This window comes from Mesorhizobium sp. M1406 (assembly GCF_040317555.1).
Classification (GTDB): Bacteria; Pseudomonadota; Alphaproteobacteria; order Rhizobiales; family Rhizobiaceae; genus Mesorhizobium.
This window is the reverse complement of sequence record NZ_JAMYKW010000012.1, coordinates 24,886-44,024: the sequence shown is the minus strand read 5'-3', so window position 1 is coordinate 44,024 and position 19,139 is coordinate 24,886. Positions and strand designations below refer to the sequence as shown.

The 19,139-nt window shown below is 63.5% G+C and carries 17 protein-coding genes; 11 read left to right on the top strand and 6 right to left on the bottom strand.

From position 1 onward, the window contains the following. The first annotated feature begins 177 nt into the window (after window positions 1–177). From NKH03_RS13055 to derI, 10 genes are all read left to right on the top strand, one after another. Window positions 178–1,188, top strand: coding sequence for a sugar-binding transcriptional regulator (locus tag NKH03_RS13055; RefSeq protein ID WP_352875701.1), 1,011 nt, complete (start codon window positions 178–180; stop codon window positions 1,186–1,188). A gap of 33 nt (window positions 1,189–1,221) precedes the next feature. Then, window positions 1,222–1,878 (top strand): DUF2291 family protein, encoded by a 657-nt coding sequence (locus NKH03_RS13050; RefSeq protein ID WP_352968670.1) that lies wholly within the window; start codon window positions 1,222–1,224, stop codon window positions 1,876–1,878. Next, entirely contained in the window at window positions 1,875–3,416 is a 1,542-nt protein-coding gene (locus NKH03_RS13045) for a sugar ABC transporter ATP-binding protein (RefSeq protein ID WP_352968669.1), read from the top strand. The genes NKH03_RS13050 and NKH03_RS13045 overlap by 4 nt, the downstream gene beginning before the upstream one ends. A 26-nt stretch (window positions 3,417–3,442) precedes the next feature. Then, window positions 3,443–4,576: an ABC transporter permease gene (locus NKH03_RS13040; protein ID WP_352866796.1), complete on the top strand. Its 1,134-nt coding sequence runs from the start codon at window positions 3,443–3,445 to the stop codon at window positions 4,574–4,576. Between the two features lie 38 nt (window positions 4,577–4,614). Then, window positions 4,615–5,556 carry a D-ribose ABC transporter substrate-binding protein gene (locus NKH03_RS13035; protein ID WP_013533072.1) on the top strand — a complete coding sequence of 314 codons (942 nt, stop codon included), beginning with the start codon at window positions 4,615–4,617 and terminating at the stop codon, window positions 5,554–5,556. Window positions 5,557–5,649: 93 nt separating this feature from the next. Beyond that, window positions 5,650–7,209 (top strand): FGGY-family carbohydrate kinase, encoded by a 1,560-nt coding sequence (locus NKH03_RS13030; protein ID WP_352968668.1) that lies wholly within the window; start codon window positions 5,650–5,652, stop codon window positions 7,207–7,209. Further along, entirely contained in the window at window positions 7,206–8,723 is a 1,518-nt protein-coding gene (locus NKH03_RS13025) for a glycerol-3-phosphate dehydrogenase (RefSeq protein ID WP_352968667.1), read from the top strand. The genes NKH03_RS13030 and NKH03_RS13025 overlap by 4 nt, the downstream gene beginning before the upstream one ends. Beyond that, on the top strand, window positions 8,723–9,661 hold the full coding sequence (locus NKH03_RS13020; protein ID WP_352968666.1) for a sugar phosphate isomerase/epimerase family protein: 939 nt from the start codon (window positions 8,723–8,725) through the stop codon (window positions 9,659–9,661). Before NKH03_RS13025 ends, NKH03_RS13020 begins: the two co-directional genes overlap by 1 nt. A gap of 62 nt (window positions 9,662–9,723) precedes the next feature. Further along, window positions 9,724–10,491: a triose-phosphate isomerase gene (locus tag NKH03_RS13015; protein ID WP_352968665.1), complete on the top strand. Its 768-nt coding sequence runs from the start codon at window positions 9,724–9,726 to the stop codon at window positions 10,489–10,491. Window positions 10,492–10,518: 27 nt separating this feature from the next. Next, on the top strand, window positions 10,519–10,956 hold the full coding sequence (gene derI, locus NKH03_RS13010) for a D-erythrulose-4-phosphate isomerase (protein WP_352866808.1): 438 nt from the start codon (window positions 10,519–10,521) through the stop codon (window positions 10,954–10,956). A gap of 21 nt (window positions 10,957–10,977) precedes the next feature. Here the strand turns inward: derI and dhaL are convergent, their stop codons facing one another. The 4 genes from dhaL to oiaX all read right to left on the bottom strand — a co-directional run bounded on the left by dhaL (window position 10,978) and on the right by oiaX (window position 15,369). After that, window positions 10,978–11,619: a dihydroxyacetone kinase subunit DhaL gene (gene dhaL / locus NKH03_RS13005; RefSeq protein ID WP_352875691.1), complete on the bottom strand. Its 642-nt coding sequence runs from the start codon at window positions 11,617–11,619 to the stop codon at window positions 10,978–10,980. Window positions 11,620–11,645: 26 nt separating this feature from the next. After that, complete coding sequence (locus tag NKH03_RS13000; protein ID WP_352968664.1) at window positions 11,646–12,653, bottom strand: dihydroxyacetone kinase subunit DhaK; 1,008 nt, start codon at window positions 12,651–12,653, stop codon at window positions 11,646–11,648. 126 nt (window positions 12,654–12,779) lie between these two features. After that, window positions 12,780–14,114, bottom strand: a complete 1,335-nt coding sequence (locus NKH03_RS12995; protein ID WP_352968663.1) for a four-carbon acid sugar kinase family protein — start codon at window positions 14,112–14,114, stop codon at window positions 12,780–12,782. A gap of 4 nt (window positions 14,115–14,118) precedes the next feature. Beyond that, window positions 14,119–15,369, bottom strand: coding sequence for a 3-oxo-isoapionate-4-phosphate decarboxylase OiaX (oiaX, locus tag NKH03_RS12990; protein ID WP_352968741.1), 1,251 nt, complete (start codon window positions 15,367–15,369; stop codon window positions 14,119–14,121). Between the two features lie 184 nt (window positions 15,370–15,553). Here oiaX and NKH03_RS12985 point away from each other — a divergent pair, with 184 nt between their 5' ends. After that, window positions 15,554–16,267 carry a transcriptional regulator NanR gene (locus NKH03_RS12985; protein ID WP_352866819.1) on the top strand — a complete coding sequence of 238 codons (714 nt, stop codon included), beginning with the start codon at window positions 15,554–15,556 and terminating at the stop codon, window positions 16,265–16,267. Between the two features lie 2 nt (window positions 16,268–16,269). Here the strand turns inward: NKH03_RS12985 and apnL are convergent, their stop codons facing one another. Continuing rightward, complete coding sequence (gene apnL, locus NKH03_RS12980) at window positions 16,270–18,108, bottom strand: D-apionate lactonase (protein ID WP_352968662.1); 1,839 nt, start codon at window positions 18,106–18,108, stop codon at window positions 16,270–16,272. Beyond that, complete coding sequence (locus tag NKH03_RS12975; RefSeq protein ID WP_352968661.1) at window positions 18,105–19,139, bottom strand: Gfo/Idh/MocA family protein; 1,035 nt, start codon at window positions 19,137–19,139, stop codon at window positions 18,105–18,107. The genes apnL and NKH03_RS12975 overlap by 4 nt, the downstream gene beginning before the upstream one ends.

Genomic DNA, 19,139 nt, shown 5'->3' with positions numbered 1-19,139 from the left:
GCCGACGCTGACCGCCGATACGCCGGCGAGCCGGCGAGCCGGCGTGTCGGCGAGGGGCAAGGCCTGTGAATTCCCACCGAGGATATGCGCCAAATCCGGCGAGGGATTGACAGCGATGCAAGGATGTGAAAATTTTTGCACACAAAGATAATAATATCATCTCAGGGAGGAGATGGCTTGAAATCCGGCGGGACCGCTAACCGCGACCATGAATCCAGCCTCGCCACGCGCGCGGCCTGGCTTCACTATGCCGGGGGTCTCACGCAGGCCCAGGTGGCCAAGCGGCTTGGCCTGACCAGCCTCAAGGCGCACCGGCTCATCACCAAGGCCAACCAGGAGGGCCTGGTCAGGGTCTTTATCGACGGCGACGTCGCCGAGTGTGTGGAGCTGGAGCAGCGCCTGACCGCCGCATACGGGCTCGACTATTGCGAGGTGGTTCCCGATCTCGACCAGGAAGACCTGCCGCTGAAGGGGCTGGGCATCGCCGGCGCCCAGTTTCTCAAGCGCGAGATCGATCGTGGCGAAGACATGCTGATCGGCGTCGGCCATGGCCGCACCCTTGCCGCAAGCGTCGAGTATCTGACACGCACCGCCGCCGCCCATATCCGCTTCGTCTCGCTGCTTGGCGGCGTGACGCGCAAATTTGCCGCCAACCCGCACGATGTCATGCATCGCCTGGCCGAGCGGACCGGCGCGCAGGCCTATGTGATGCCGGTGCCTTTCGTCGCCAACACCGCCGAGGACCGTGAGGTGCTGCTTGGCCAGCGCGGCATCAGCGATGTCTTCGCTCTCGCAAGCCGGTCCGACCTGATGTTCGTCGGAATAGGGACCGCCGAGCGGGAAGCCTCGCTCGTCGCTACCGGCATGATCGAACATTCCGAAATCGATGAGGTCAAACGCGATGGCGGCGTCGGCGAGTTGCTCGCCCATTTCTTCGACGACAAGGGGCGCCCGGTGGAAACGGCGCTGTCGGAAAGAATCCTGGCGCTGCCGCGTGACCAGTTGAAAGGCCGCAGGATCGTCGCCGTCGCCGGCGGCAAGGTGAAGGTGCGGGCGATCAAGGCGGTGCTCGAAAGCCGTTATCTGAGCGGCTTGATCACCGACGAATCCACCGCCCGTGCCCTTGTCGAACAGAACCAATCCAATGGTGCCAAGCGCCATGTGAACGGAGGATCGTCAAATGCGTGACAAGCGCGGATCTGCTTTGCTGGCGGTTGCGTCATGAGCGCGAAGGCTGCCACCGCATCGACCCGGCAGACCTCGCCCGGCCTGCGTCGGGCACTTGCCGGCGCCGCGGTTCTCGTCCTGCTCGGCGCCATGGCGCTCGACACCAAGGTGGTCAGGATCGGTTCCGCGGGCGACGTTCGCAGCGTCGTCTTTTCCGCGATCGACTACGGCAAGTCGGAATTTCCCAAGGTGCAGGCCGATGTCGAGGCTCGTGCCGCCGACGCGGTGACGGTGGCGACGGCGATCGCCAAGGACAGGGCAACGGCCGAAAAGGAATACGGCGTGCCCGCGGGTGTCGGGCCGGTCATCTCGGTCAAGTTCAGCGGCGTCGTCGGCGAAGGAAAATCGGGCATCTACAAGGTCGCAGTCGACGGTTTGCCCGACACGTTGATGGTCCGCGTGCAGACGGGACCGGCGATCAACGGCACCGAGCTGCGCGATGCCACCGGCAAGATCACATTCGGCCAATTCACCAACCAGATCGAATACCAGGACGCCGGCTCGGCGCTGAACAACGAGATGAAGAAGGAAGTCCTGGCAAAAATCGACACCAGCGCCTTGACCGGCAAGACCATATCGGTGGTTGGCGCCTTCAAGCTGGTCAATCCGAAGAGCTGGCTGGTCACTCCCGTGAGGCTGGAGGTCAAATGAACTTGGCTGCCGGCACCGGATCCGCGAATGGCGACGCCGTGCTTTCGGCGCGCAACATTGTCATGTCGTATGGCGGCGTCCATGCGCTCAAAGGCGTCAATTTTGACATCCATCGCGGCAAGGTCACGACGCTGTTTGGGGAAAATGGCGCCGGCAAGTCGACGCTGATGAAGATCCTGTCTGGAGTGGTCACGCCGACATCCGGCGACATCGTGCTCGACGGCAATCTCGTCAGTTTTTCCTCGTCCTCGGACGCGCGCGATCGCGGCATCTCGATCATCCACCAGGAACTCAGCCTGGCGCCGAACCTCAGCGTTCGCGACAACATCTTCATGGGCCGCGAACTGCGCACCAGGACTGGCCTCGACTTCGCCGAGGAATCGCGTCAGGCGCGCGCGCTGATGGCCGATCTCGAGGAGGACATCGATCCGATGACCTTGGTCGAGGATCTGCGCCTCGGGCAGCAGCAGATCGTCGAGATCGCACGGGCGCTGTCGGTCGATTCCCGCATCCTGATCATGGACGAGCCGACCTCGGCGCTCAGCGCCACAGAGGTGGAGGTGCTGTTCAAGGTGATCCGCGATTTGACCAGCCGCGGCGTTTCCATCGTCTACATATCGCATCATCTCGAAGAGGCGCTGCAGATCACCGACTACGCCGTCGTCCTGCGCGACGGCGCGATCACGGCGACAGCCGAAGCCAGGGATATCGATCTTGAGTGGATCGTGCGCAACATGGTCGGCGAGAATTTCGATCTCGGCTCGCCACCGACCGGTCATGAGTTCGGCGAGGTCGCCCTGTCGATCGAGGATGTCAGCGTCATCGACACTTCGGGCTCAGGCTATTCCGTCGTCGACCACCTGTCGCTGGACGTCAAAGCGGGCGAGATCGTCTGCATCTATGGGCTGATGGGCGCCGGGCGCACCGAATTGCTGGAAGCTGTCGCCGGACGGGTGCCGATGGCGGGCGGCCGCGCGCTTCTGGAGGGCGAGGACGTCTCGGGGCTGAGCATTGCCCAGCGCATCGCCAAGGGTCTCGTGTTGGTCCCCGAGGATCGCCAGCGCGACGGACTGGTGCAGACCATGACCGTCGGTCGTAATCTTTCGCTTGCCAGCATCGAGGCGTTCGCCAAGGGGCTGTTTCTATCCCGCTCCAGGGAGCGCGGGCTGGTCGAGGATTCGATCCGCAAGGTGACCATCAAGACCGCGGGCGGCAGCGCCATGATCGGATCGCTTTCGGGCGGCAATCAGCAGAAGGTGGTCATCGGCAAGATGCTGACGACCAACCCCAAGGTCATCCTTCTCGACGAGCCGAGCCGCGGCATCGATGTCGGCGCCAAGGCCGAGGTCTTCCGCTTGCTCAGCGAACGCGCCGCGCAGGGCCTTGCGGTGATCTTCTCGACCTCGGAGGTCAACGAGTGCCTCAGCATCGCGCACCGGATCGTCGTTATGCGCCGGGGCAGGATTTCAGCCGAGTTCGGCGCCAACGCCACCAAAGAGCAGATCATGGCCGCCTCCGGCGAAGCCGTGATCGCCTGATCACCAGGAATTTCGGAGCCCAGACCATGACCGACGTCAGCCAGGCCAGAAAACAGTCCAGTCCGAGCGCGGGCGGCGAAGGCTTCGATCTCGCCAAGCTGCTGCTCGAAGGCCGCGCTTTCTTTGCCCTGATCGTCATCATCGTCGTCTTCTCGTTCCTGTCGCCCTACTACCTCTCGGTGGCGAATTTCCTGACCATGGCTTCGCATGTCGCCATCTTCGGAATCCTCGCCGTCGGCATGCTGCTCGTCATCCTCAATGGCGGCATCGACCTGTCGGTGGGATCGACGCTCGGGCTCGCCGGCGTCGTTGCCGGATTCCTGATGCAGGGCGTGACGCTGACCTGGCTGGGCATCGTTCTCTATCCGCCGGTCTGGGTGGTCGCCGTGCTTGCCTGCATGCTGGGCGCCGTTGTCGGGCTGATCAACGGCGTGCTTATCGCGCGCTTCAAGGTTCCGGCCTTCGTCGCGACGCTCGGCGTCATGTACATGGCGCGAGGCCTGGCGCTGCTGATGACCAGCGGCCTGACCTACAACAATCTCGGCGGCAAGCCGGAGTTGGGAAACACCGGCTTCGATGCGCTTGGCTTCAACCGCCTGTTCGGCGTGCCGACCGGCGTGGTGGTTCTCGTGGTGATCGCGCTCATCGGCAGCATCGTCCTGAACCGCACCGCCTTCGGGCGCTGGCTCTATGCCTCGGGCGGCAATGAGCGCGCGGCCGAACTGTCCGGCGTTCCGGTCAAGACCGTGCAGATTTCCGTCTATGTGCTGTCAGGCATCTGTGCCGCCATTGCCGGCCTGATCCTGTCCTCGCAGCTGACGTCGGCGGGACCGACCGCGGGCACCACCTACGAACTGACGGCCATCGCGGCCGTCGTCATCGGCGGCGCGGCACTGACCGGCGGGCGCGGCAATATCCGCGGAACCCTGCTCGGGGCTTTCGTCATCGGCTTCCTGTCCGATGGTCTGGTGATCATCGGCATCTCATCCTACTGGCAGACAGTGTTCACGGGCGCCGTCATCGTACTCGCCGTGCTGCTCAATGCCGTTCAGTATCGCCGCCGTAGCAAGCTCCCGGCTTCGACAGGTGGCCAACCGACTTCTCAGAAACGGGGGAAGGCCGAAGCGGCCAATCCTGCCCAAGGGAAGACTGCCAGATGAACTGGCAGCAACACCGCGTAGTCATTGGAGGAATGTACATGAAAACCATGCTTAAGAGCTTGCTCGCCGCCGCGATGGTCGTCGGGTTTACGGCGGCCGCGTCGGCCGCGGGCCTGATCTCGATCATCGTCAACGATCCGGCCAACCCCTATTGGCTGACGGAAGGTAACGTCGCCAAGGCCGAAGCCGAGAAGCTCGGCTATACGGCCAATGTCGGCGCCCACAAGGGCGACACCAACACGGAAAGCAACTTGATCGACACCGCCATCACCAACAAGTCGGTGGCCATCATCCTCGATCCGGCCAATGCCGACGGCTCTGTCGGCGCGGTGAAGAAGGCGATTGCCGCCAACATCCCGGTTTTCCTCGTCAATGCCGAGATCAACCAGGAAGGCCTCGCCAAGGGGCAGCTCGTTTCCAACAACGCGCAGGGCGCTGCTCTGGGTGCCCAGCAATGGGTGCAGGCCGTCGGTGAAAAGGGCAAATATGTCGAACTGCTCGGCGCCCCGTCGGACAACAATGCCGCCACGCGCTCGAATGGCTACGCAACTGTGCTGAGCCAGTATCCGGATCTCGAAAAGGCTGCTTCGCAGGTCGCCAACTGGGATCGCACCCAGGGCCACGACAAGATGCAGAGCATGCTGCAGGCCAATCCCGACATCATCGCCGTGATCAGCGGCAATGACGAAATGGCGCTCGGTGCGGTTGCGGCGCTGAAGGAGGCCGGCAAGCTGGCTGGCATCAAGGTCGGCGGCTTCGACGGCTCCCCGGATGCGGTTGCGGCCATCAAGTCCGGTGAACTGCAGTACACCGTGCTTCAGCCGGTCGCCATCTTCTCGGCCAAGGCCGTGCAGCAGGCGGACTCGTTCATCAAGACGGGCGCCACCGGTGCGGCGACCGAGAAGCAGCTGTTCGATTGCCTTCTCATCACCAAGGACAATGTCGACAAGTACACGGCACCCTTCGTGCTGTCTGAGTAAAACCTGCACAGGGGGTGTCCTTGCGGACACTCCCTGCCTCTTCTACGAGATTGCCCTCGTGAACTGCCTTCATCACCAACCGGAATTTGCGTCATGAAAGACCTGCTGATCGGCATCGACGCGGGAACGTCGGTGATCAAATCGGTCGCTTTCGATCTGTCCGGGCGGCAGCTCGCCATGACGTCGGTGCCCAACAGCTTCGTGATGCTGGAAGGCGGCGGCGCCGAGCAGGACCTCGATCAGACCTGGCGCGACATGGCGCGGACCGTTCGCGATCTCGCGGCCAAAATCCCCGACCTCGCGCAACGAACCGCGGCGGTTGCGATTACCGGGCAGGGCGACGGAACCTGGCTGATCGATGGCGAAGGCTTGCCGGTCTCGCGCGCATGGTTGTGGCTCGACGCGCGCGCCGGACATTTGGTGGATGAGATGCGCGCCGATCCCCGGGATCGCAGGCGGTTCGAGCTGACCGGCACGGGGCTCAATTCCTGCCAGCAGGGTGCCCAGTTGGCCTTCATGAAAAAGAACAATCCGGAGATGCTGGAGCGGGCGGCGACCGCACTGCATTGCAAGGATTGGCTCTACTTCAAGATGACGGGCGAACGCGCCACCGACCCGTCCGAAGGAACCTTCACCTTCGGCGATTTTCGGTCGCGCACCTATTCCGACGAAGCCCTCGACATACTGGATCTGACGACGCATCGCCGCCTGTTGCCTCCCATGCTCGAAGGCACGACCGACCATCATCCGCTGTCACGGCCGGCGGCAGCCGAGACCGGCCTGCTCGAGGGCACGCCGGTTGTGCTGGGGTACGTGGATATGGTCATGACGGCTCTCGGAGCCGGCCTCTATGATCCCTCAGGCAATGTCGGCTGCACGGTCATCGGCTCGACCGGCATACACACGCGCTTCGCGGCCACTCCCGACGATGTCATTCTGAACGACGATGGGTCCGGCTACACGATCGCCATGCCTGTCCCGGGCGGCTATGCGCAACTGCAGTCCAACATGGCGGCGACGCTCAACATCGACTGGCTGCTTGGCCTTGCGCGCGACGTGCTCGCCACGGCTGGCGGGAAGCCTTCTCATGACGAGTTGCTGAAGGCACTCGATGTGTGGGTGGAAGCATCGGAGGCGGGATCGCTGATTTACCAGCCTTACATCTCGTTGGCCGGCGAAAGAGGGCCGTTCGTCGACCCCGACGCCCGCGCCGGCTTCATCGGCCTTTCGGTCAAGCACGGCTTCGGCGACCTGGCGCGCGCCGTGCTTGAAGGGTTGGCCTTCGCCGCACGCGATTGCTACCAGGCGATGGGCACCGTGCCGGGCGAGATACGGCTGTCGGGCGGCGCCGCGCGCAGCCCGTCCCTACGCCGCATCATCGCGGCGGCGACAAGGGCGCAAGTACGCACCAGCAGCCGCCAGGAAGCCGGCGCGGCAGGCGCCGCGATGATGGCCGCGGTCGGCCTCGGCGTCTATGGCTCGATGGAAGACTGCGCCGCCGAGTGGGTGACGCCGCTTCTCGGCGACTGCGATGCCTATGACGAGGCGCTTTCGCAAACTTACGATGCGCTCTTCCCTTCCTTCGTTGCGGCGCACCGGGCGCTTCGGCCGGTGTGGAAGGGCATGGCGCACCGCACAGGAGCAAGATCTTGAGCAATACAACAAATGTCGTCGATCTCTTCGTGATCGGCGGCGGCGTCAATGGGGCCGGCATAGCGCGTGACGCGGCAGGTCGCGGGCTGTCCGTCATCCTGTGCGAGAAGGACGATCTCGCTCAAGGCACCAGCTCGCGCTCCGGCAAGCTGGTGCATGGCGGCCTGCGCTACCTGGAGTATTATGAATTCAGGCTGGTTCGCGAAGCGTTGATCGAACGCGAGGTGCTGCTCGAGGCGGCGCCGCACATCATCTGGCCCATGCGCTTCGTTCTTCCGCACAGCCCGCAAGACAGGCCGGCCTGGCTGGTCCGGCTCGGGCTTTTTCTTTACGACCACCTCGGCGGCCGCAAGCGGCTGCCGGGAACCAGGACGCTTGATCTGAGAACGTCGCCGGAAGGCGCGCCGATCAAGGACGAATTCAAGCGCGGCTTCGAATATTCAGACTGCTGGGTCGACGATGCGCGCCTGGTGCTGCTCAACGCCCTGGACGCCAGGCAGCGCGGCGCAAGGGTGCTCACGCGCACAGCCTGTATCGCGGCGCGCCGTGAAGACGGATTGTGGTCGATCGACATGCAGGATGGCCGTACGGGTGCGGTCACGAAAGTCCGGGCGCGGGCACTGATCAACGCGGCGGGGCCATGGGTCAACGACATTGTCAGCCGCGTCGCCGGCCAGAATTCCACGCGCAATGTTCGCCTGGTGAAAGGCAGCCATATCGTCGTGCCCAAGTTCTGGGAGGGACGGCAGGCCTATCTCATTCAAAACAGCGACAAGCGGGTGATCTTCGTCAACCCCTATGAGAACGATCTGGCGCTGATCGGCACGACCGACATTCCCTACGAAGGCAGGCCCGAGGAAGTGGCGGCCGAGGCCAGCGAAGTCGATTACCTGATCAAGGTGGTCAATCGCTATTTCAAGCGGCAGCTCACACCCCACGACGTGGTCCATAGTTTCTCCGGCGTGCGTCCGCTCTATGACGACAATGCCGACAACCCAAGCGCGGTGACGCGCGACTATATTTTCGAACTCGACGCCTCCAATGGTAACGCGCCGCTGCTTTCGGTATTCGGCGGCAAGATCACCACCTTCCGCAAGCTGTCCGAACATGCGCTGGAAAAGATCCGGCCGTTCTTTCCGGCGATGAAGCAAGCCTGGACGGCCAATAGTCCCTTGCCGGGCGGCGACCTGCCGAACGCGGACTTCGAACAGTTCCTGAGCGACTTGCATTCCGAGTTTTTGTGGCTCAGTCCATCGCTGGTGAAGCACTACGCTCGAAGCTATGGAACCCGTGCCAGGCAATTGCTCGCCGGCGCACGAAGCGCGACGGATCTCGGCCGCCGCTTCGGCCCCGATTTTTATGAACGGGAGGCGAAGTTCCTGGTCGAGACCGAATGGGCCGGCACATCAGCCGATATACTGGAACGCCGCACCAAACACGGCCTGCATATCAATGCAGCCGAGCGGAAGGCGTTCGAAGACTGGTTTGGTAACATCATGGCAACGGCAGACTGATGGCCTTCACGCTTTCCCTCAACACCAATCCCTTGGTCAACCGCTTCGCCGATCCAGACGATTTGATCGACGCGATTGCATACGGCATCGGCATCCGCGACGTGCAACTGACGCACGAATTCGTCAATCCGGGCTGGCCGGCGCCAACGATTGCCAAATTCCTGCGCATGTTCAACAGCGCCTTGGCGCGGACCGGTGTCAGGATCACCTCCGGCATGACCGGGCCTTATGGCCGGCTCAACCATTTCGGCCACCCGGACGCGGATGTCCGGCGCTACTATGTCGATTGGTTCAAGACGTTCGCCGACATTTCCGCCGAACTCGGCGCATCAGGCATGGGCACGCAGTTCGCCATCTTCACCTATAAGGATTTTGACGATCCGCAACGGCGGGCGGCGCTATTCGACATCGCGCTCGAATGCTGGCGCGAGGTGGCCGAACACGCCAGGGCGGCGGGTCTGACATACCTGTTCTGGGAGCCGATGTCGGTGGGCCGCGAGTTCGGCCACACGATCGAAAGCTGCGCCACGCTGCAAAGCGCCATCGACGCGGCGAACCTGCCTATACCGATGAAGATGATGGTGGATATCGACCATGGCGACGTGACCTCGCCCGATCCTGCCGACACCGATCCCTACGCCTGGGCGAAGGCGTTTCCATTGCGGTCACCGATCATCCATATCAAGCAGTCTTCCATGAACAAGGGCGGGCACTGGCCGTTCACTGCCGCCTACAACAAGGACGGCCGCATAGTTCCGCAAAAGCTGCTGGATGCGGTTCGGCAGGGCGGCGGAACCGACAACGAAATTTGCCTTGAACTTTCCTTCAGGGAGAGGGAACCAGTCGACCATCAGGTTATCGATATGATCCGCGAGTCGGTGGATTTCTGGGCGCCCTACATCGATAGTGGCCGCGACAGTCTAAAGCCTCGGGCTTGAGTGAAATGCCGGCTCGACGCCGGCACTGGTGGCCAGGAAAACACGCGTTGAAGGAGAAAGGAATGACCCCATATTGGGTCGGCACGAGCTGGAAGATGAAAAAGACGCTGTCGGAGGCGCTGCAGTTCGCCGATACGCTTGCGGCCTTCGTGCCGGGTTTCGATCAGGCGATACAGCCCTTTGTCATTCCGCCGTTCACCGCCGCGCGGCAAGTCAAGGCAGCGCTTGCCAACACCCGCGTGAAGGTCGGCGCCCAGAACATGCATTGGGCCGACGCCGGCGCCTGGACGGGGGAGATCTCGCCGGTGATGTTGAAAGATTGCGGGCTGGATCTGATCGAACTCGGCCATAGCGAACGCCGCGAGCATTTCGGCGAAACGGATGCGACCGTGGGATTGAAAACGGCGGCTGCGGTCAGGCACGGTTTCGTGCCGCTGATTTGCGTCGGCGAGACGCTGGGCGAGCGTGAATCCGGCCGCGCCGAGGCGGTGTTGACGGCACAGGTTCTCGGCGCGCTGCAGGAGCTGAGCGGCGATCAGCTGAAGGCAGAAATCCTCTTTGCCTACGAGCCGGTCTGGGCGATCGGCGAGAAGGGCATTCCCGCCAGCGCCGACTATGCCGACAAGCAGCAGGCGCTGATCAAGAAGGTTGCCGCCGACCGGTTGCCGATTGCCCCGCCTGTGCTTTACGGCGGCAGCGTCAATCCCGGCAACGCGGCCGACCTGATCGGCCAGCCGCATATCGACGGCCTGTTCATCGGCCGCTCGGCGTGGCAAGCGGAAGGCTATATCGACATTCTGAAAAAGGCGTCGGCCGCAATAGCGCGCTGACCTCGAAGCAAGAAGGAGTTCATCACCATGAAGATCGCACTTGGAGCCGACAGCGCCGGCAAGCCACTGCTCGATGTCATCGCCAAGCATCTCGCCACCAAGCCGGAGTTGCAGGTCGTTGATCTCAGCCAAACCGGATTCTACGCCGATATCGCCGCCGCGGTCGGCCACGAAATTGTGGACGGCAACTACGACCGGGCCATCCTGTTTTGCGGCACCGGCATTGGCGTCAGCATCTCCGCCAACAAAGTGCCGGGCATTCGCGCCGCGTTGACCCACGACACCTATTCCGCCGAGCGCGCCGCCAAGTCCAACAATGCCCAGATCATCACCATGGGCGCCCGCGTCATCGGCCCGGAACTGGCGAAATCGATCGCCGACGCGTGGCTGGCCTCGGAGTTCGATCCGAACGGCCCCTCCGCCGCAAACGTGGAGGCCGTCGACAAGCTCGACGCCAAGCGCTGACGCGAGGGACCTGCTGCTGAGTTATCTGGTCAAGGCGACCCGCATCGCCTCGATCACGGTCACGGCGGACGCGGCGCCTGGGTCCATATGGCCAATGGAGCGCTCGCCTAGGCGGGAAGCCCGGCCCTTGGTGGCGACCATCCCCTTGGTCGCTTCCGCGCCTGTCTTTGCCGCCTGCGCGGCGGCCTCGAGACTGCCCGCCAGATCCTTGCCGGAAGTCAGCGCTTCGCCCGCCGCTTGCGCTGCCGGCTCCCATGCATCGATCATCGTCTTTTCACCTGATACGGCCTTGCCGCGATCCTGAATGCCCTTGGCCATGGCCTGGAACAGGGCGATCACGTCCGCGTCGTCAAGCGTCGTCTTGCCCTTGACGGCTGCCGCACCGCGCATGAACGCGGTGGCATAGAGTGGACCGGAGGAGGCACCGACGGCGTTCAGGAACGACTTTGCCGCCGTGTTGAGCAAGGTGGTCGGATCGGTCGCCCCGATATCAAGTATGGCTACAGCATCGCGTGCCGCGGAAAATCCAAGCTCCATCGCGATGCCGTGGTCGGCGTCGCCGATAACCCCGTCAAGCGCGCACAGCCTGTCCTTATCCGCTGACATGGCGGTTGCGATCGTTGCGAACATGCCTGCAAGGCGGGCGGTGTCGATTGTCGTCATGTCTTTGTCCTTGCCGCAGAGCAGGTTTAGCCGGCGCGAAACATGGCGCAGTCGCATGGGTGGTCCAGCATCGTCTGCAACTCGCCGTCCAGCCGATGCAAGGTGATAGAGGCACCCGCCATTTCAAGCGAGGTGCAGTAATTGCCGACCCAGCTTGCGTGGATGGACACACCGACATCATCGAGCCTCTGCTTCACGCGCCGGTTCATGATGTAGAGTTCCATCAGCGGTGTCGAACCGAGCGAGTTGACGAGTACCGCGACCTTGTCGCCGCGCGCCGGCGCCATCTCGTCGAGGATCCTGTCCAGCATCTCGTCGGTGATCTCGTCGGCTGTCTTCAGCTTTCCGCGCGCGATGCCGGGCTCGCCATGGATGCCCATGCCGATTTCCATCTCGTCCGGCCCGATCTCGAAATTCGGCCGGCGGGTCTGCGGCAGAGAGCAGGGCGACAGCGCCACGCCCATGGTGAAAGTGTGGTCGTTGGCCTTCCCGGCGATACGCTCGCATTCGTCGAACGACAGCATCCGGTCGCAGGCGGCGCCGGCCGCCTTGAAGATAAAGAAATTGCCGGCGACTCCGCGCCTCTTGTGCCGCTGGTCGCGCGGTGCGGAGGCAACGTCGTCGGTGCTCAGCACCGTGCGCACCTCGATGTCGTCCATGGCAGCCATCTCGGCGGCCATGTCGAAATTCATCACGTCGCCGGCATAGTTGCCGTACATGAAGAGCACTCCGGCGCCGCCGCTGACTGCCTTGGCGCATTCGAGGATCGGGTCGGGGGGCGGCGAGGCGAAGACGTTGCCGATGGCCGCCGCGTCAGCCAGCCCCTTGCCGACGAAGCCGAGAAAGCTCGGCTCATGGCCCGAACCGCCGCCGATCACGAGGCCGACCTTGCCTTGGCGCGGTCCGTCGCGGGCGATGATGGAGCGTGGACTGCGGTCCACGCTTTTGAGATGGCGAGGATGCGCGGCGAGAATGCCTTCCAGCATCTCGTCGACGGCGCGGTTGCCGTCATTGATGATCTTCTTGGTCTGCACGGCATCCTCCCGATTTCGGCATTTTCGCAGATGATACCGGGTGTTACCGGGATTTCCACCCGGCAAGGAGTATTTCACGCGTAGAGGTGTTCCCGCCGGCCACACCTGGACGCAGTATTGGCTGTTTCAATCGCCGAGGCCATCGCGGATGGCTGAGAAATAGCGATCGGTTCCGACCTGGCCGCCCTTGAGCGCAACCTCCAGCCCGTCGATCACCTTGATGCGCGAATGGGCAACGCAAAGCGGGGAACCCGGCGAAGCGGGCAGCGGCATGCGAATTGTCAGGGCATCGATGCCCATCTCGCCGAGGGCGTGGCTCGACGTGTCACCGCCCGCAATGACCACGCGCCGCAGGCTCTGTTCGATCGTCAGATTGCGAAGGATTTCTCCGAGGCCGCGGCCAAGTCCGTGGCGGGCGCCTTCCTGCCGGTCGATTTCGGCGCCCCTGTCGGCAGTAGGGCCAAGCGCGGTGTAGAGAATGACGCTGCGCCCGGCTTGCAGACTGGCACGGCCGCTTGCCGTAGCGCGCGCGATCGCCTGCTCCGAAGCCAGCGAAACCAGTTCGACCGGATCGACTTCGATGCCGTCGAAACCATCGGTCAGGGCATGCCGGATCTGCCGTTCGGTGGTCGGCGAGCAGCTTCCCGACACGACGGCGATCCGGTCGGCGGCGCCCGGGGGCGCGAAGCCTTGTCCAGCGGTGACGATACCATTCGACGCCCATTCGGCCAGCAAAGCATACTCGACCCCGGACGAGCCGACGACAAAGGAACCACCGGGCTTGCGAACGCGCCACAGCTCGTCGCCGGCCAGGGCTTGCGTTTCCAGATTGTCGACATCGACAAGCACGATGGCGGTGCCGTTTCCGGTCAGGCGATCGAATGCCGCCGACCGCGACGCGGACTGCAGCGTCGCAAGGTCGACCAGCCCGGAGCTCAGCGCCGTCTGCCGCGATAGATGGATCAGCAGATCGGACTCATCCATCGGCGTCGTCGGGTGACGGCTCATCACCGGGTGGCGGTCGATGCGGAAATATTCGTCGCGATAGGCCGCGAACAGATGGCCGAAGGCGGTGTAACGCCTGAGCTGCGGCGCGCCGACCAGCAGCGGCACGCTGTCTTGCGTGAACACCGAGCGGCCGATTTCGATGGCCCGGCCGATGCTGCCGATCGTCGGGCTGGAATCGAAAGTCGAGCATACCTTGTAATGGCAGATCTCGGCTTTCAACGTCTTCAGCCAGGCGAAGGCTTCGCGCAGATGCGTGTCCATCCAATGCGGCGTCTCGCTGCGGCTGGTGCCGGCCAGCCCGATCGCCCGGCAATGCGCGAAGCGCGACAGCAAGGCCTCGTCCGGCTGGCGCATGAACAGCACGGTCGGCACACCACCAAGCTCAAGCGCTTCCATGACATCGGTCGAGCCGGTCAGGTCATCGCCATAATAGCTGAGAAGCAGGTCTTGCATGGCTTCAGACCGCCTTGCCGTCGCCGAATTTCTCGATCGACCGCGCCAGTTCGGGATGGCTCAAGGCGAAGTCCGCCAGCGGAATGCCGTCCACCGCCGCTTGCCAGGCTTGCTGCACGGCGCGCACGCCGGCGCCCGGCCCGTCCGGATGGCTGACGATACCGCCGCCGCAGAGATAGAGGAGGTCGACCGTCCGGCCGGTTCGTTCGTACGTTTCGGGGGCCTGGCCGCCCCACTGGCCGGAGCCCGCCACCGGCAATGCGCAGTCCTCGGGCGAGAAGATCGGCGTGGTCACCGCCTTGAAGGATTCGACGAAAGAGTCATCCGGTTCCCAGTATTTCGAGGCGATGCCGTTGATCTGGAACTGGTCGACGCCGAGCAGCCGCCAGAATTGCTGCCAGACCTTGAAGTCCATGCCGAGGCCGGGGTGGCGGGTGAGGATGTCCCAGCCGTTGCGATGGGCGTGCAGCACCAGGCTGGACCGTTTTCTCAGGAAGGCAATGCCACCGAAGCCGATTGAATTGATGTTGACAACAGCGCAATTTCCGCCGGCCTTCACAACCAGATCATGATTGCGCATCAACTCGTCGGGGTCGGCATGCGAGATGCCGAATGCATACATCACCTTCTTGCCGGCCTTCTGCTCATGGTCGAGGATGAGCGGCATGATCGCCTTCACCCGTTCCGACAGCGGCGAATAGGCCGGGCTCATCAGCTTCTCATCGTCCTTGATGAAATCGACGCCGGCGGCGATCAGGTCCGCCACCATTGCAGCCGTCTCGTGCGGCCGCAGGCCAAGCGCCGGCTTGACGATGGTACCGATGATCGGGCGGTCTGCGACGCCGGTCAGCCGGCGGCTGCCGGCGACACCGAACTGTGGGCCAGGATGCGCGCCCCGAAAATCCTCCGGCAGCTTCATGTCGACGACGCGAATTCCGGTCAGGCCCTTGATCGAATAGGTGCCGCCGATGGCAATTGTCATCAGTGCCGAAAGGTCGGTGCCGATGGCACCGAACGGAAAGGCGATATCGATATCCGCACGCTTGAACGGCCCGTTGCCGTCATCGGGAAGCGACGGCCGCTCGGCATCGGGTAGAGGCCGTATCGCCAGCACGCGCGCCGCCACCCGGGCCTTCAACTCCTCGGTCTCGCCAGGCAGCGCGACGAAGGTTCCGGTCGACTGGTCGCTGGCGATCTTGGCGGCCAGCGCTTCGATGCTGCCAGGCGTTTCGATGCGATAGGTGAGGGTGATCATGGTCTGCTGTCTCAGGCCGAGCGTTCGAAAAAGGTTCACCGGTGTTCGAAATCTGGTATAATGAGTACATAAGTATTGCAAGACATATCCGCCTGGAAGCCTTGGGCGGATCGACAGACGGCAATTTCCGGGAATTGTGGCGGCAGTGTTAGATAGGGCCGGGTCAAGGGAGTGATTCGCGACGATGAACCGTTCGGAACCGATTGTCCGGCGCAAGCTTTCCGACGAGGTCTTCTTGCGGCTGAAGCGCCTGATCACCAGCGGCGAATTGATGCCGGGCGATGACATGCCGTCGGAGCGAGAGCTGATGGAGCGCTTCGAGGTCGGCAGGCCGGCGATCCGCGAGGCGATGCAGGCGCTGAGCAATATGGGGCTCGTCGCGATCTCGCATGGCGAGCGCGCCAAAGTGCTGCAACTGACCGCCAAGTCGATCATCAAGCAGGTCGATGGCGCCGCCAAGATCATCCTGTCGTCATCGAAGGACACGCTCGAGCACCTGAAGACCGCACGCATCTTCTTCGAGCGCGGCATGGTCAGGGAAGCCGCCGAAAAGGCCACCGCCGAGGATGTGCAGCGGCTGCGGGCCACCATTGCCGAACAGCGCGGCTTTCGCGGTGATTCCGAAGCCTTCATCTCCGCCGACATGAAATTCCATACCCAGATCGCCGCGATTTCCGGCAACCCGATCTATGTCGCCGTCAGCGAAGCGATGCTCGGCTGGTTGAAGGAATACCACACCGAAATGCTGATCTGGACCGGCAAGGAAAACTTCACGCTCACCGAGCACGAAGAGATCATCGGCCGCATCGAAAAGAAGGATGCCGACGGCGCCGAGAAGGCGATGATCAAGCACCTTGAGCGCTCGCGCGCGCTCTATGTGATGAACTCCGAAAAGTAACTTCAGCCGATCCGGGTGATCGCGTAAGGCGTCATCACGAGGTGACCTCGGCCAAAAGCCGAAATGTCGATTCTCACGTCATCCGCCGTCAGGTTTGCCAGCCACACGACAGTCTCGCCCGAGGCGGAGCGACCGGCCAGCGCCAGCACCCTGGTCTCATCGCTCGTCCTTGCCACCACATGCGCAAGGCCAGCCATCTCGCAAAGCCCCTTGATAGCCGTGAAGATCGGACGGGGTGAGCCTTCCGCGACGGGTTCTCCGGATGACGCCAGCACGCCGAACGGCCCGGTGAAGCTGGATAGCGTCAGCATCTCCAGTCCGGCCGGTGCGACGCGCGCGGCATAGCCGATCGTCCACGCGGCTCCGAAAAGGCCGGCATGGCGAGGATCGCTGTCGGCCATGGCGATGCGCTGTCCCCAGGGATTGGGTTTGGTCGCTCCGCCATAGGGGTTCTGGCGCATGGCAATCGTCGACGGTCCGATCCGGTAGGGTTTTGCCCCGAAGATCGCCCGTGCCGTTTGGGTGATGAAAGGCAGCGCCTCCAGCGACTGCATGATACTGAGATCATCGGCGGCGTGCACGATCGGGCAGGTGCAATGGGTGACGAAATCGAGCCGGTCCGCCGGCACGCGCTTGCGGTTGAGTTCGGTGAAATAGCTGAACATGCCGCCGCCGAGGCGGATGTCCGGGAAGGCGCGCCGCGCCGCGGCATAGACCTCTTCGAGCGGCGGGCAGTCCGGCCAAGCGCTGCCCGGCGGCGTCGACTGCCGGTCGACCGAAGGCGAAACGGCAATGGCCGAGAGTTTTAGTCCGGCCTGGCGCACCAGATCGGCGACGCCCGACAGCTCGGCGTCAAGATCGCCTGTGCGGGCAGCGACGCATTCGAGGGTCGTTTCAGCTGGGTAAGCAATTGCGAGCCTGGCGAAAGCGCGCAAAGCGTCGAGCCCGTGGCCGCGCGTCGGGTCGTAGTGAAACAGCAGCTGTTGTGGACCCAGTGTCGACAGCGTGGAGAGGTTCGCCAGTGCCGTCTCGACATCCTCGGGATAGATGACCACGCCGACATCGGGCAGCCTTGGTCCGGTATCGCCGAGTTCAACGCGGACCGGTTCGCTGGCCACGGCGGCAGACGGCGCTTTGCCTTCGCCGGTGACGCGCAGGCTGATCGTCTGGCTTACTGGCTGGCCGGCGGGCAGCACATAGGGCCATGGCAGTGCCAGCGGCCGCACATAGGTCTTGTAGGAGGCGTCCGACCAATTGCGCTGGTCTTCCATCTCGAAAGTATCGCCTTCCATCCGGCATTCGGCGGTGACACCAGGCCGAACCTGATGGGTGATGGCGCGGATATCCATGAAAGGCTGCCAGGGGTCGATCGGTTCGGGAAGCTTTGTCGCCACCACGTGGCCGTCCGTATGCTCTACCGTGACCGGGCTGCCGGCGAGGCCGGCGATCGGGTGCAGGATGCAGAAACCGCAGCGATTGGTCTCGAAATCGCTCTCGGGGAGGGCGCTGACGTCGAAGATCAGACCGCCATCGGCGGAGCCTTTGATGGTGGCGCGGAAGCCGAGGCGGCTTCCGTCGGGTCCAATGCAGCTTGCGGAGTAGCTGACGGAGAACGCCTCTTCGTTCTGGTCGACGACAAGGTCCGTCAGCGCGGGCTCATAGGTGCCCCAGTCGCGATCCCTCACGATATAGGCGATGGCGCGCAGCACTTCGGTCCCACCATGGCGGATGGTGCGCAGATTACCGTTGACGAAGTCCGCGCTGAGCGCGCCGGCGCAGAGCCTGACCGGCTCGGCTTCGACCTCGCGCGTGCCATAGAGCATGAAGGCGTCGGCGGTCATTTCAGCAAGGCGTCGAGCTGCACCGGTTGCCGGCTCGCGGCACCGGCATAGGCGGCCTCGACCAGCGCAAACGTCTTGAGATTGTCGGCGCCAGAGGTCGCCGGCACGGTTCCCTTTGCCAGGCAGTCTACCCAATGCTGCTGGATGGCGACGACGCTTTCCTGGATGTTGTGCCAAGGCCGCGACGCCCACGGCAGCAGCGGCGGCGAAACATCGGTGACGGCCGTGCCGCTCTTGCCGGTGACGGTGAGCCGGTATCCCTGCGCCAGCCGGATCGTACCGTCGCTACCGTCGATCTCGACCAGCGTTTCGGGAAACGGCTCGGTGGCAAGCTTCGTGGCGTAACTGCAATCGACCACGGACGTCGCCCCGCTCTTATGGTCCATCAGCATGGTCGCGACATCCTCGCCTGATATGGCGGGGTTGATGCGCACTGTTCGCGTGGTGATGACAGACACGTCGCCCAGCAGGAAGCGGGCGATATCGAGGATGTGGATGCCGAGGTCCTCAATGATGAAGCGCTTTCCCGTCGCTAGATAAGGCTGGCCGGAAAACACATCATAGGCCGAGCGGAAGGAGATGCGCCCGAAAAAGGGCGTGCCGATCTCGCCACTGTCGAGCACGGAGCGTACCGCCTGGATCGGCGACTGCCAGCGAAAATTCTCATGCACCATCAGCGGAACGCCGGCTTCCGCGCAGGCCCTGACCATCGCCTTGGCGTCGGCAAGCGTCGGCGCGAACGGCTTTTGGCAGATCACCGGAACGCGATGGGCGGCCGCCATCTCGACAAGCGGACGATGGCTGGGCGCGGTGGTGGCGATATCGACGAAGTCGAGGCTTTCGACGGCAAACATCTCCGCCGCGTCGGTATAGCGCCGGGCGATACCGAACTGGTCGCCGACGATCCGCAACCGTTCCGGATCACGGTCGCAGATGGCGACGATCGAGGCGCCGGCTATATCGCGCCAGGCATGCATCTGGTTGACGGCAAAGAAGCCGCAGCCGATCAGCGCTCCACGCAACTCCGCCAT

What these genes read in the sequence shown, in the direction of transcription:
- NKH03_RS13050 (WP_352968670.1), top strand. Translation starts at nt 1,222, where the DNA reads ATGAGCGCGAAGGCTGCCACCGCATCGACCCGGCAGACCTCGCCCGGC.
- NKH03_RS13045 (WP_352968669.1), top strand. Translation starts at nt 1,875, where the DNA reads ATGAACTTGGCTGCCGGCACCGGATCCGCGAATGGCGACGCCGTGCTT.
- NKH03_RS13040 (WP_352866796.1), top strand. Translation starts at nt 3,443, where the DNA reads ATGACCGACGTCAGCCAGGCCAGAAAACAGTCCAGTCCGAGCGCGGGC.
- NKH03_RS13035 (WP_013533072.1), top strand. Translation starts at nt 4,615, where the DNA reads ATGAAAACCATGCTTAAGAGCTTGCTCGCCGCCGCGATGGTCGTCGGG.
- NKH03_RS13030 (WP_352968668.1), top strand. Translation starts at nt 5,650, where the DNA reads ATGAAAGACCTGCTGATCGGCATCGACGCGGGAACGTCGGTGATCAAA.
- NKH03_RS13020 (WP_352968666.1), top strand. Translation starts at nt 8,723, where the DNA reads ATGGCCTTCACGCTTTCCCTCAACACCAATCCCTTGGTCAACCGCTTC.
- NKH03_RS13015 (WP_352968665.1), top strand. Translation starts at nt 9,724, where the DNA reads ATGACCCCATATTGGGTCGGCACGAGCTGGAAGATGAAAAAGACGCTG.
- derI (WP_352866808.1), top strand. Translation starts at nt 10,519, where the DNA reads ATGAAGATCGCACTTGGAGCCGACAGCGCCGGCAAGCCACTGCTCGAT.
- dhaL (WP_352875691.1), bottom strand. Translation starts at nt 11,619, where the DNA reads ATGACGACAATCGACACCGCCCGCCTTGCAGGCATGTTCGCAACGATC.
- NKH03_RS12995 (WP_352968663.1), bottom strand. Translation starts at nt 14,114, where the DNA reads ATGCAAGACCTGCTTCTCAGCTATTATGGCGATGACCTGACCGGCTCG.
- oiaX (WP_352968741.1), bottom strand. Translation starts at nt 15,369, where the DNA reads ATGATCACCCTCACCTATCGCATCGAAACGCCTGGCAGCATCGAAGCG.
- NKH03_RS12985 (WP_352866819.1), top strand. Translation starts at nt 15,554, where the DNA reads ATGAACCGTTCGGAACCGATTGTCCGGCGCAAGCTTTCCGACGAGGTC.
- apnL (WP_352968662.1), bottom strand. Translation starts at nt 18,108, where the DNA reads ATGACCGCCGACGCCTTCATGCTCTATGGCACGCGCGAGGTCGAAGCC.
- NKH03_RS12975 (WP_352968661.1), bottom strand. Translation starts at nt 19,139, where the DNA reads ATGGCGGAGTTGCGTGGAGCGCTGATCGGCTGCGGCTTCTTTGCCGTC.